Raw genomic sequence first — 12,949 nt, forward strand, 5'->3', positions numbered from 1 at the left:
GTTTAATCAGCCCTTCGTTTAAATAGCAGGACTTCGTTTTTTTGATAACTTAATTTAAAATCGGGAGAATTTTTAAGTTTATTTGCTAACGTAGCACCAAGTTTTTCAGTATCAGGCCAGGGATGCCGCAGGTTTAATAATATGTATTGAAATTCAGCTAAATTTGTTTGGGGCGAAATTTGTGACAGCAATTTTACTATGGGGCGGTGGGTAAAGTGAGGGGCAAGTCTATTATCTGTTAAAATACTGCTTTGCGGTTGAACTTGTGCGACTGCTTCGCGTGTAGCTTGCCAGGTATCCAGTCGATTTATATACAGATAAAAATCTTTATATTCGCCCACACATAGAAAAATTAGTAATGACCAAATTATCATGATTCTCGGCAGTTGAATTCCCTGCCAAAGTTGAGAAATTCGGAAGTTTTTAAATTGTGGCAGATTGACCCATGTTAAAAAATGTTGCTTATTTGCTTTATCCTCTTCCTGGTTGCCTTTTATTTCTTCCCTGTTCCTTGTTTCTTCCTTCGCAATTACTGCTAAAAATAAAAATGGAATTACAGGCACTGAATACTGATAGGCTAAACTGCGTTGAAATGACAAGTCAGAGAGGATATTGATCAGCAGGGTAGGGATGGCAGGAATTAGGGCGGTTAAATATTTTAGGCGTAGTTTGCCGGAAAAGGGCAATAGCAGCCAAATCACAGGTAAGGTGAGGAGAAATAAATATTTGAATGTATCGAATGAAAGGATTTTTCCTAATACTAACTGTGGTTTTAATATGAGATTGATGATAATTTCTACTACGGATTTGCCTAAATAGCTGTAGCGCCCGACTCCAGCGACTTCGCTACCGCTAAAGAAGGGGATGATTTTCTGGGAAGCTATCAAAAACCAAGCTGCACCTAGCAAAAGTGCGATCGCCCCGTACCGTTGCTTTTTTTCGCAAAAAAACAGCCAGAAACCTATAGCAACAACGGTTAGGGACAAAACCGCCTTGCAACTGAGAACTAACACAATAGCGGTACAAAACCACACAATTTTATTTAAACGCGCGGCCAAAATTGCTGCCAAAAGTGCGGGTAAAGCGATTACTTCCGGGTGAAAATCAAATAAATTGATGTTAAATACCACCGGATAGAGCAAATAAATCAATGCGATCGCACGGGATTGTTCTTGATTTAAACCTGCCAAACGCGCTAAACTCCAGCTAGGCCAAGCGCCCAGGGATAATGCAACTGCTTGTACCAACAGCAGCCAATGCACATCCGGGGAAATTTTGTACAGCCAAGCTAGCGGATAATAGATTACCGCTGCGTGATCGCCCAAAATATGCATCCCCATTAAAGAAGAAAAAGGCGTTTGGTTTTTGCTGATCAAGTAAATTGCTTGATCAAAAATTCCCAAATCGAAAGCAGTTGATTGGAATAAAGCGTGCCGTAAACTGCTACACACAAAGAAAATTGCCGCCGCAGTAGCGATCGCCCAAACCAAACTCGACGGTAGCTGCGATCGACCTTCCTCTCTATTTTCGGCGATCGAGACACTGATGTCCTCACGGTCATCTGCAAAATTTTCCCTATTCTGCATGAAATCTGGCACTAGGTGGTCACTCAAAATATGATTCCATCGAATGTGCTTTCCACGCAATAGTTAACCACTAATTGTTATCCCCGCAATCGTAATATTAGAATAATCCACAAAACATTAAAAAATTGTGAAAGCAATAACTCTTCTCGGTTCCACAGGCTCCATCGGCACTCAGACTCTGGATATTGTAGCTCAATACCCCGATCAATTTCGGATTGTCGGGTTAACTGCCGGACGAAATGTAACGTTGTTGGCCCAGCAAATTCGCCAGTTTCGACCGGAAATTGTCGCGGTTTGCGACGAAGATAAATTACTGGAATTGAAGGAGGCGATCGCAGATCTCGACCCTCAACCTATTTTACTTGCTGGCGAGTCAGGCGTTGTCGAAGTTGCCCAATACGGTGACGCTCAAGCCGTCGTCACGGGCATAGTTGGCTGTGCCGGTTTGCTGCCCACAATTGCGGCTATCAAAGCAGGCAAAGATATCGCCTTAGCCAATAAAGAAACATTAATCGCAGGGGGCCCCGTTGTCAACCCCTTAATCGAAAAATACGGCGTTAAAATATTGCCGGCTGACTCGGAACATTCAGCAATTTTTCAGTGTCTCCAAGGTGTTATGGTTGGCGGGTTGCGGCGAATTATTCTCACTGCTTCGGGGGGTTCTTTTCGAGATTTGCCGATCGACAAATTAGCAGGAGTAACAGTAGCCGATGCCTTGAAACATCCGAATTGGTCGATGGGGCAGAAAATCACTATCGATTCTGCTACTTTGATGAATAAAGGATTAGAAGTCATCGAGGCTCATTACTTGTTCGGAATGGATTATGACGACATTGATATTGTCATCCATCCTCAGAGCATAATTCACTCGTTAATTGAGCTGCAAGATACCTCAGTTTTGGCGCAATTGGGCTGGCCGGATATGCGTTTGCCGCTGCTTTACGCTTTGTCTTGGCCGGAACGAATTCATACAGATTGGGAACGGCTGGATTTGGTAAAAGCTGGGGATTTAACTTTCCGAGAACCCGACCACGAAAAGTATCCTTGTATGCAGTTGGCTTATGCGGCTGGACGTGCGGGCGGTTCGATGCCGGCGGTGCTGAATGCGGCAAACGAACAGGCAGTAGCGCTATTTTTGCAGGAGAAGATTCAGTTTTTAGATATTCCCAAGCTGATTGAGAAGGCGTGCGACAAACATCAAACCGATAACTGTGAAAGCCCTGGTTTAGACGATATTTTGGCCGCGGATAGGTGGGCGCGGCAGGAAGTTTTGGCAGATAGTATGGAATTGGGCGATCGTATTCTTTCGATTCGCTAATTGTATCAGCAGACTTGCACTTAGCCACAAGCCCGCCGAGGAATTAATTCCCCGTCTCATAGCTAAAGTCGGTTGAAATCGGCTGCCAAACCTTAATAAATATTGAGTTTTATTTCAGAGGCCTTTAGCTATGAGACAGGGTTTTCCACCCCTGACGGACTATGCCAAAAAGTGCAAAATATCGGCAAAACTCTATTAAAGGTTGACCAGGCTTTAGTCTTTTATTAACTAACTCCCAACTTTCGTCGCAAAATCAGCCGCACTCATTTTTTCGTACATTTCAAACGGTTGGTGAATCCAAGGATTCTCAGCCAAATAATCTACATAATAATCCGGCTTTGCAACAGAACAAGCTTTGTACCAAAGCACCGCAGTCCGAATTTCCTGAATATCTTCGCCGTAGCGACTCTTGAGCCAAGCGATACCTTGCTCTAAACTAATTCCCGAATCCACCAAATCGTCAATCAGGAGAATGCGGCTGCCCAAATTATCGCCCACCATTGTCAAATCGCGGGCAAACTCGATCGCACCCCGGACATTTCCCTCTGCCCCACCATAGGACGAGGCCGCTAAAATCGCCAGAGGTTTGTCGAAAATCCGTGACAGAGTATCTCCAACCCGCAGCCCTCCCCTCGCCAGACAGACAATTCGATCGAATTTCCACTGAGATTCCTCAATTTTTACAGCCAAATCCTCAATTTTCCGATGGTACTCAGGCCAAGAAACGTAAAGGTCACTCATTCCTAATATTATTGAAATATCAAAGGTATTATTAATTATTTTGGGGAAAATGACATGGATGCAGATGAACTTCTCAGACGGTATGCAGGCGGAGAACGGGTTTTTCACAAAGTAGACCTGAGCGGTGCCCATATGTCAAGGACAAATTTGCGCGATATTGACCTGAGTCACGCTAATTTAAAAGGTGCAAATTCGATCGGTCTCACCCTCTACAGAGCTAATCTGTATCAAGCAGATATCAGTCAAGCCAACCTCTCCCAAGGCAACCTCATGTCCGCTAATTTTGGCGAATGCGAGGCGGTGGGAGCGAACTTGAGCGGAGCCATCTTGCGGAGTGTCGTCTTCAGCGGGGCCGATTTAACGGGGGCGAGTCTAAGGGGTGCAGACATGAGAGATGCAAACCTTCAGGGGGCAATTTTGATTCAAGTTTATGCAGTTAACGCTAACTTGCAAGGTGCAAACTTGACAGAAGTAAAGCTTTGCGGAATCAACCTGAGCAAAGCAAATTTAACGGATGCGAACTTAACACAAGCTGACCTCAGCCGGGCTAACCTAACTCAAGCAAATCTGAGTTGGGCTAATTTGACGGAAGCAAATCTGGAAAAAGCTGATTTGAAGGGAGCCGATTTGAGCGGAGCTAACTTGAGCTGTGCAAATCTCCATAAAGCAGATTTGAGCGGAGTTTCCCTTAAGGGAGCAAATCTCCGGGGAGCAAACTTGCATCAAGCTTCTTTGCGCGGGACAAATTTGGATGAAGCGAATCTGAGAGAGGCCATGATGCCTGACGGCACAATCTCTGACTAAATAAGCTGAGAAAATATAAGTTAAAACGGCAGGGTGCCTGTGGCGCACCCTACATTTAGGCTAATGCCTGATTTTTTTAAGGGGATTTAATTCTGCCTTTAAGTGACAGTGCATTTAAAGAGTAGTGGCAAAAAATTTAGAAGCGACTTTAATCTACAACTTTCAGCCAGCCACGGCGAACGGCGTGGAGCAAGCGGTTGATGGCTGTTTGATCTTCTTCGGTAAGACAGTCATTTAACAGGGCTGTCTTGAGCTGTTGTCGGTGAGTGGGAGTCAGCAGACCGGAGTGATATACCTGAAAGACTAGCTCTGCAATAGTAAATTGAGGTAAAAGCGTTTGGGTGGTCATCATGTGTTTTTTTTTGAACTCACTCTTGACAGTATTGACTGATTTTCCCAATTTTTATGTGATTCAACTACGGCAGTAAATGTGATCCATTGGCTCTTGATGAGTGATTTGTGTCAGCGGGACTAGGGAATCGGATATGTCCTCGATAGCCCTGCTACTTGAAACACCAACTCTGTCCCGATTCCTGGCTTTTGGCAACTCCGAAATCTCTACTTTTTGTCAAGAGACTGTGACAAATTTGTTAATACTTATCTATTAATAGATTACTAATGACTGCTAGCTAAATCGCTTGGCTTAATTCAACGTAAAAATTTTACGGTGTTTATAAACCCGCTTTTACCTAGATTTACCTAGTTTCTTCGTGTGGTTTTTGTTCCGTGGATATACTTAATAACCCGCACAAAAACCGATACAAGTTTCCGACAGGAGGGGCCATCCGCCCCCCATTTTAAGCTCTAGTTCAAGCTCCGAGATTCATCTGTGAAGTCAATCTCAAATCTCAAAGCTCAAAGCTCAAATCGACTGGCTGCTTCAAATCAAAAATCCCGGCTTCTTCAAGAAACCGGGTCGAGCTTTTTGATCGCAGTACAATTTTTTTGGGAGAGGGTTAATGGAGCGACCTACTCACGAAAATCTGATTGTTGGCAAAGCTTGACAGGAGAGAAAGTAGAAATACTCATCTCAACTTTTTGTGTGAGGGGACTAATCGGAAATCCTGACCCATCCGCGGCGGATGGCGTGCAGCAGGCGGTTGACTGCATCTCTGGCGTCTTCGCTGAGAGCACTTTGGCAGAGTTCCCGCAATCCGTGGCTTTGAGTGCGAGTCAGATTGCCTGAATGAGTGACTTGATAGAACAGTTCAGCGATCGCCCGATCAGATTTTAAAGTCAGAGCTTGCATGAAATCTCGTTGAACTCGACTATTATAATATCGAGCATTTGAGAAAAGACTAGGGTGATTGCAGTCGGGTAAGCTGTGTGATCGTTCTCGGCTCGATTTGTGACCAAAGTCTGCCAGTATAAGTGATTTAAATCACATAAAACCACAGACCTCGATCGCATAAGCTATAATTGGAGTGGTAGCATCAAGGTTTGACAAAACATCGAAAAGCCCTGAACGCAAGGCTTTGAGATCCCAAGACCGCCGCGCAGCGGGAGTAAGTCCGCTCTACATCGCAGGCTCTGGACTTGGATAGCTGTGAAACTTTGGGTTTTAGACACTTGCAGCTTGCAGATCAGGGCAGAAAGTTGCGATCGGCGAGCCACACCCTGAGATACAATAATTATAAATACTTCTATCCCATCTATAGACAGACAGGCAGGTAAAAAAATGATAATGATTAGCTACTTTTCGATTGCCTTAATCGTTTTTCTTGTTTGGTTCAAAAGTTTTTGGAATGATACAGCCACATCTAAAAAAGACGTTATATCTTGGATAGCCCTAATAATGGGGCCTCTGTTTTGGCCTGTTGTTCTGCCCCTATCCATTTTGCAAATTACCAGCAAAAAGTCTGTGGTAAAAACAGCTCAATGCGAGCAAGAATTCTAATAAATTGTGGAAGTAACTAGCTTCAACAAAGTCGCTTATCTCCTCCTAAATTATTCTGCGTCCATCGCTCCTGGCAGCGAGTAATTTATCTTTTTTAATTGTAAAAAAAATGCAGCTAGAAGGTAGAATCCAATAAAAATTCTGAATCCTAAAACAGTATTTTTTTACCGCTATCAAATTCTGCCTTCTGCTTTTTGATCCCGCCCAAAAACGGATACAAGTTTCCTACAGCAGTCGGCAGCAGCCCTTAATTTTAGGCTTTTCTTCAAGCTCTCCGATTCCTCTGTTGAATAAATCTCAAATCTCCAATCTTTCAACTGAGCGAGATTTACTCAGCCATCGCCGAACGTCTCACGCAGAAGTATCCAATCGAGTGATACCTAATTTTCTTCGGTGAGATTGTGAATTAATGGTGTGGCTCAGTCAAAATTGTTCAGGCAAAACTGTCAGACCAAAATTGTCGGACAGCGACCACACTATTTTTTTACTCAAAAATTATCGACCACCTCAACCAAGCTCAAAATTAATATGTAATGTAACATGGCCTGTTGTTTGCAAAAATATAACTTCAGACATATTTTCGCCTGCCGCTGACCAACTTAAGAATTTTCATTACTTCTGGCCGCTGGGTACCATTCATCGAAGGTGGGAAAATCCTGGCGAGGCGTGGAAAAACAGCTAGGCTCTTTGCCCTTTAAGCTTTTCGAGTTCCCTTTCTTCAAATCTTAGTCGCTCTAAACAGGAAATTGTAGAGTTCGTTTGCGTCCAAAATGCCTAACTCTTACCGCAGTTAGATAGACAATTAAAGGCAGAGACTGCAATATGAAATAGGCAACAAAAACTCTTTCAAATCTCAAGTACGACTTATTTTTGGCAATCGGGCATCAGGAGTGTATAACGGGAGCCAGCTAAGTTTTTAGAGGTACGAGATGTTTGGGAACTTCTAAAAAAAAGTGCCGTCACGGTATCCAAATTCGTTATTTGCATAAAAAGTAGGAGTCAAAATGAACGAAGTATCTGAGAAACCAATTTATAGAGTTCTTAATCTATTGTCGCTGCTAGCGCTGACCTACTATGCAGCTACTTCCATCAATTATATTTTCGAGAGTGACGCTCACATCTACAGGTACGACAGCCATAGTAATTCCAACGCCTCACCAGCGCAACTAGAAGCACACCGCTAGGAATAAATTGTAGAGATTTTCTCTGAATGAATGCCGAACCCAATTTCTGGAAATTTGCGGCTCGTTAATGCTCAGCTCGAAGTTAACCACAATTAGTAAAAAACTCTTTGCTAAAAACTTAATATTTTCACTCACAGGTATTAGCCATCGAATGTACCACAAAAATCAACTATATTAATTGGTTCTCAAAAGAGACCAGAGTGATGAAAGGATCGTCAAGCATTTTCATCAGTAAGAGCATTAATAGCTTTAGTAATCGCTTCATCAAGAAGATTTGAAGGTGGATATGCTTCAGAACGGAAAATCGCTTTGATTTTTGCGCACTACAACTCGATGGGAGATAAAGCCAGCGAGTATGGAGGTAAGAAATTTACTTGGGAGCCGAGGATAGATACCATCAAAAAAATGACGGCTTCAGCATTATGAACAGGTAAATTATCCATCACTACAATTGCGCCTACCCATAACTGCGATTCATCTGTGGACTAAATCTAAAATCTAAAATCTAAAATCTAGTGACAGTACCGTCACAAATCTACCAGCTCACCGTTCATTCCAACTTCACCAAAAGACGAGCGCTGCATTGTCTGATTGTCCGGATGGATGGGGATCATGGTTGAAATGACGGATTGTAGTTGAAAAACTGGGTTTTTTAGCCAAAATCCTGCGTTGAGCGTGAGGGATTGGGCTGGAAACATCAAGGTGATGAGGCTCAAAAGTCCGTCGGGGACTGGGTTGGGACGCTCTTTTGATTAAATACGGCCTCCAGCGTGCGCGGGCTTGCTTTCAAAGCCAGTTAAAAAATTCTGATTTCTGGGGAACTATTGGCGAAAATCAAAAGTCTGGTCAACTACAGTGTACTTAAAAGAAATCGCAGCTCAGTTCCAGCCCCATTGCGGGCGATCGAACTCTCCGGCGATCGACAGTGCCAAGGGCCCAGTGCAACTTCTCAATCTTGAGAGCATAGTCCCACTAAAAATGGTCTCTGTGTATCTTCCGGGTATTGTTTTAATAATGACTAGCCATATCGATGGTCATTATGGTAAACTCGCAAACGTTTAAGTGGAATATTTTCGTGTTAGAGGAGGCAGTGGTGGAGTCGAGAGTCAAAAGCAGGAAACAACCGAGATTTGCTGCTCAACGAATACAGGATTCAACTCGCGCTCCGAGGCTCGCTGCTGACAATTTAAATTACATGACAGCTTATAGCAGCCGGGTCAATTAGGGTCTCAACCGATGTCCGGTTTCATTTATTGAATCCCTTTGGAGGGAAAAGTGTATTGTAGAAAAATGATTGATCTTTTAGGAGGAGTGTAAATGACACAGGTAACTAATCCAACACAGCCAGCAAGTTCACTACCAGGTGGTAGTGGTGGCACTGGCGCAACCGTTATCGGCATCGCCGGCGCCAACAGGTTGAACGGCAGCGAAGGCAGCGATATCATCCTGACTTTTGCTGGCGCAGATGTGGTCGCTGGTGGCGGTGGCGACGACCTGATTATTTCCGGAGGCGGAAATGACAGTATCGGCGGCGGCGGCGGCAACGATAATATCTTTTCAGGCAGCGGCGCCGATGTTGTAGCTGGTGGCAGCGGCGACGACCGGATCTTTGCTGGTAAAGGGGATGACCTCGTAGACGGCGGTGATGGCAATGACTTGGTTTCTGGCGACAACGGCAACGACACCGTACTCGGTGGCGGTGGCAACGATACAGTCTTTGGTGGCCGAGGCAACGATATTGTCAGCGGTGGCGAGGGCAACGACAGCCTGTTCGGCGGTAAAGAAAACGATACTGTCGATGGCGGATCGGGCAATGACTTTATCTCTGGCGACAGAGGCGCTGATGTCTTGACCGGCGGTGCTGGCAGCGATACGTTCTACTTCTTCTCCAGCGGTGGCGATTATGGCGTAGACACGATCACTGACTTTACCCCAGGCGAAGATAAGATCCGCTTGAAACAGGGCGGTGTGTTCGCTGGTTTGGGTAGCGGCCTCGAGGCAAGCGAGTTTGTCGTCGTTTCGGGTTTCAACGCAGCTACTCCAGGAACAGGCACGACGAACAAGTTAGTCTACGACCCAACAAGCGGTACGTTGTTCTTCAACGGCACCAGCGGAGTGCTAACTGTGGCTCAGTTGCAGCCTGGCCTGACAATTACCTCGAACAACTTCGAGTTGTTCTAAAACAACTGGCTGTTGTGGGGCAGCACCGGATAAGATTCGGGGCTGTTCTCACAAAACCGATAGTTTTAAAGGATTTCAACCTCACTCTGCCACAAGCGGGGTGAGGTTGAAATATTCAATGCAGGAACTGAAGCAGGGGCAGTTAAAAAAAATAGATCGAGAGTTATTGATAAAATTAATCGATCGCCAGATCGGGCAAAATATAAATACAAAGTTTTTAAATTAGAATTTCTAGCTTTTACCAGAAAGAATGGGTTTAAAGCCCCAAGCCTTGTAGGGAGAAATTAAAAGAAGACTATTCATTACTCCAATCCTCTTCCTTCCAGGTAGAGGTCGCCCCGCGTGCGGTCAACTGTCAACTGTCAACTGTCAACTGAATGAAGCGGTAAAGAAACCGCAACTGCTGGCTAGCAATGAGCACTGAAGAATATATCCGGCAAGCCCAAATTTATTTGAACCGGGGGAAGTTAACTGAGGCGATCGAGTTTTGCAAAAAGGCGATCGAACTTCAACCGTTTTCGCCCTCGGCTTACACGACTTTAGGCGAAATTCTCGAAGCTCAAGGCGAGCCGACGGCGGCAAGAGACGCTTTTGTACAAGCTTTGGAGATTTCGCCGCAGTTTTTTCTGGCTCATGCTTATTTGGGTCAACTTTACAGCGACTATGCGTGGCTGGATGAGGCGGTTTTTCACTACCGACAAGCTCTGGATTTGAAACCAGACTGGGCGGAACTTCATTATAACTTGGGAAATATTTTTCACAAGCAGGGTAATTTGTTGGGGGCGATCGACTGTTACCGAAATGCGATCGCCAAAAAACCCGATTATCTCGATGCTTTCTACAATCTGGCTGTGGTTTTAGATGAAAATAGTCAGCTCGAAGCGGCAATGGATACCTACCAACAGGTGATTGCTCTGAAGCCGGATTACGTGGAAGCTTACAGCAATCTGGGTGTGATTTTGCTCAAGGAGGATCGGGCTGCTGAGGCGATCGAAATTTACCAGCGGGCGATGGAGATTAAGCCGGATTGGGCGACGCTGCACAATAATTTGGGTCAAGCCTTGCTCGACAAAAGTCCCGATCGGGCGATCGCATCTTACCTCACAGCTATTGAGTTGGAGCCGGACATGGTTTTGGCTCACTACAATCTAGGGAAAGCGTGGCAATTACAGGGGGAACATTCGGCAGCTCTTGCTTGTTTCGATCGCGCGATCGAGATAAATTCCGACTATATTTCGGGCTATACAGACGCCGGGTTTTCTTTGATGGTTTTGGGCAAAATTGCTGAAGCCATGCCTTATTTTGAGCGGGCAATCGCTCTGAAGCCTGATTTTGTTGAGGCTTACTGCCGCTTGGGAGACAGTCGCAGAGTTGCGGCGGTAGAAGATGATGAATTGTCAAGGGCGATCGCTGCGTGCGATCGATTTCTCACAGCACTAACTGGAAGGAAGAAGGAAGAAGGAAGAGGGAAGAAGGAAGACAAAGAAACTATTCCCAATCCCCAATCCCCAATCCCCAATCCCCAATCCCCAATCCTCAATCTCCCATTACCAATTGCTGAAATTTGCGATAGTTTAGCCGAAATTTACTTGCATTTGGGAAATGCTTTAACAGAGTACGGCGGACACGAATCTGCCGCCGCTTATTATCAAAAAGCTTTGCAAATTCAGCCACAGAATGCAGAGATCTACTGGCGGGTGGGAAATTCCTTAGCTCAGCAAAAGCGGTTCAGTGCAGCAATTGCAGTTTACCGAATGGCTTTGACGATTCAACCTGCTTTACCGCAGGTTTATTTTGAGTTGGCAAAACTGCTGGAAAAACAGGGGCGCTGGGAACGGGCGCTCGATTATTATCAAAAAGTTTTGGAGTTGCAATTGCACGGGTATGGAGACCAGAAAGAGTGGAAAAAACAGAGTTTTATATTGCCAGATAGCACTTCTATAAAACCTCCTCACGCTATTTATTTATCGAGTTGGGATTGGCTGGTTAATGCTAAGTTAAATGTTGACAATTATGTGGAAATATTTTGGAAATCGGCACCAGAAGCAACTGCAAAAAATATTCCAAATTCCCAATTTGCGAGATCCAATTTCAAATTGGCAAATTCCGAGTGTGCTGGGTTAACTTGCGGGCTGTGTTTGCAGCGACTTTCTAAGTGGTTCGATCCGGTGCATTTGGGTTGGGGAGTTTGCCGTTTGTCCAACTCGCAACCGATACCTGTGGAGTCGCCCAAGACTTTTGTGGCGGCAATTCCCAACGGTCGAGTTTGGATTGTGCCGCAGGAAAATTATTGGCTGATTTGCAAGGCGATCGCTGTAATTACTCCTGACAATTATTTGTTGGGTGATGTGTCGAGAGATTATCCGGGGTTTTTACCTGGATGCGAAAAGCATGATATTAGAAAACACAGCGTTTTTAATTTAGAATCATTCCCGCCTCTCAAGCAAATTGACGGCAGAGTGGCGGTGCTTTCTGGTTTGTCGGGAAATGTCTATTTTCACTGGATGGTTGACGTTTTGCCGAGGATAGAATTGCTGCGGCACAGCGGTAGGGATTTGGCGGAAATTGATTGGTTTTTGGTGAATAGTTGTCAGCACCAATTTCAGCGGGAAAGTCTGAGAATTTTGGGCATTCCCGAAGAAAAAGTATTGGAGAGCGATCGCTTGCCTCACATACAAGCAACCGAGTTGATTGTGCCGTCTTTTGCGGGATATTTGGGCTGGCCTTCTGGGTGGGCGATGGATTTTTTGAGGCGCGAGTTTCTCAAGGGGATTATACCTAGTTCGAGCTATCCAAAACGCATTTATATCAGCCGCAGCAAAGCAAGATATCGACGAGTTTTGAACGAGGAAGATGTGGTTGAGGTTTTGGAGAAATTTGGCTTTGTTTCTATTTTACCTGAGTCGATGTCTTTGGCCGAGCAAATTGCTCATTTTTACCACGCTGAGGTGATAGTGGCAGCCCACGGCAGCGGCTTGACAAATACGATTTTTAGTCGCCAGGGAACTAAAGTAATTGAGTTAGTGTCGCCTCACTATATCAGCCATTATTACTGGGGAATCAGTCAATATTTGCAGTTGGAACATTACTTTTTAGCGGGCGAGGCTTTTGAATGCTATCCTATTAGACAGTTGATGTATCAGAATTCGCTGACTGAGGATATTTTAGTGAACTTGAGTTCGCTGAAAAGGATGGTTGAGGTGGTGGGTTTGAGTTAGTTGGTGTCTGGAGCAAGTTT

Annotated in this window: 10 protein-coding genes; 5 read left to right on the top strand and 5 right to left on the bottom strand. The window is 44.8% G+C overall.

All coding sequences use genetic code 11. The features are described 5' to 3' along the window. Nucleotides 1-2: 2 nt before the first annotated feature. Nucleotides 3-1,586, bottom strand: a complete 1,584-nt coding sequence (locus QUA42_RS01205) for a DUF2079 domain-containing protein (protein WP_333134486.1) — start codon at nucleotides 1,584-1,586, stop codon at nucleotides 3-5. Nucleotides 1,587-1,713: 127 nt separating this feature from the next. Here QUA42_RS01205 and dxr point away from each other — a divergent pair, with 127 nt between their 5' ends. Continuing rightward, a complete protein-coding gene (gene dxr, locus QUA42_RS01210; protein ID WP_333134373.1) occupies nucleotides 1,714-2,904 on the top strand; it encodes a 1-deoxy-D-xylulose-5-phosphate reductoisomerase in 1,191 nt (396 codons plus the stop codon). Between the two features lie 228 nt (nucleotides 2,905-3,132). On the opposite strand, the gene QUA42_RS01215 is transcribed toward dxr, so the two are convergent. Beyond that, complete coding sequence (locus QUA42_RS01215) at nucleotides 3,133-3,645, bottom strand: phosphoribosyltransferase family protein (protein ID WP_333134375.1); 513 nt, start codon at nucleotides 3,643-3,645, stop codon at nucleotides 3,133-3,135. A gap of 54 nt (nucleotides 3,646-3,699) precedes the next feature. Between QUA42_RS01215 and QUA42_RS01220 the strand changes: the two genes are divergently transcribed. Then, on the top strand, nucleotides 3,700-4,449 hold the full coding sequence (locus tag QUA42_RS01220) for a pentapeptide repeat-containing protein (RefSeq protein ID WP_333134376.1): 750 nt from the start codon (nucleotides 3,700-3,702) through the stop codon (nucleotides 4,447-4,449). A gap of 148 nt (nucleotides 4,450-4,597) precedes the next feature. Here QUA42_RS01220 and QUA42_RS01225 read toward each other — a convergent pair whose 3' ends face one another. Continuing rightward, nucleotides 4,598-4,798 carry a hypothetical protein gene (locus tag QUA42_RS01225; RefSeq protein WP_333056545.1) on the bottom strand — a complete coding sequence of 67 codons (201 nt, stop codon included), beginning with the start codon at nucleotides 4,796-4,798 and terminating at the stop codon, nucleotides 4,598-4,600. A 702-nt stretch (nucleotides 4,799-5,500) separates the two neighbouring features. After that, nucleotides 5,501-5,698, bottom strand: coding sequence for a hypothetical protein (locus QUA42_RS01230; RefSeq protein ID WP_242724634.1), 198 nt, complete (start codon nucleotides 5,696-5,698; stop codon nucleotides 5,501-5,503). Between the two features lie 1,652 nt (nucleotides 5,699-7,350). Here QUA42_RS01230 and QUA42_RS01235 point away from each other — a divergent pair. Then, a complete protein-coding gene (locus QUA42_RS01235; RefSeq protein ID WP_333134378.1) occupies nucleotides 7,351-7,530 on the top strand; it encodes a hypothetical protein in 180 nt (59 codons plus the stop codon). Nucleotides 7,531-7,853: 323 nt separating this feature from the next. Here the strand turns inward: QUA42_RS01235 and QUA42_RS27635 are convergent, their stop codons facing one another. After that, complete coding sequence (locus tag QUA42_RS27635; RefSeq protein WP_445301272.1) at nucleotides 7,854-7,976, bottom strand: hypothetical protein; 123 nt, start codon at nucleotides 7,974-7,976, stop codon at nucleotides 7,854-7,856. Between the two features lie 871 nt (nucleotides 7,977-8,847). Between QUA42_RS27635 and QUA42_RS01240 the strand changes: the two genes are divergently transcribed. After that, nucleotides 8,848-9,711 carry a calcium-binding protein gene (locus tag QUA42_RS01240; protein WP_333134380.1) on the top strand — a complete coding sequence of 288 codons (864 nt, stop codon included), beginning with the start codon at nucleotides 8,848-8,850 and terminating at the stop codon, nucleotides 9,709-9,711. 413 nt (nucleotides 9,712-10,124) lie between these two features. Further along, nucleotides 10,125-12,929, top strand: a complete 2,805-nt coding sequence (locus tag QUA42_RS01245) for a tetratricopeptide repeat protein (protein ID WP_333134382.1) — start codon at nucleotides 10,125-10,127, stop codon at nucleotides 12,927-12,929. The last annotated feature ends 20 nt before the right edge of the window (nucleotides 12,930-12,949 follow it).

Origin of the sequence: Microcoleus sp. Pol11C2 (assembly GCF_036701505.1) — a bacterium.
Taxonomy (GTDB): Bacteria; Cyanobacteriota; Cyanobacteriia; order Cyanobacteriales; family Microcoleaceae; genus Microcoleus.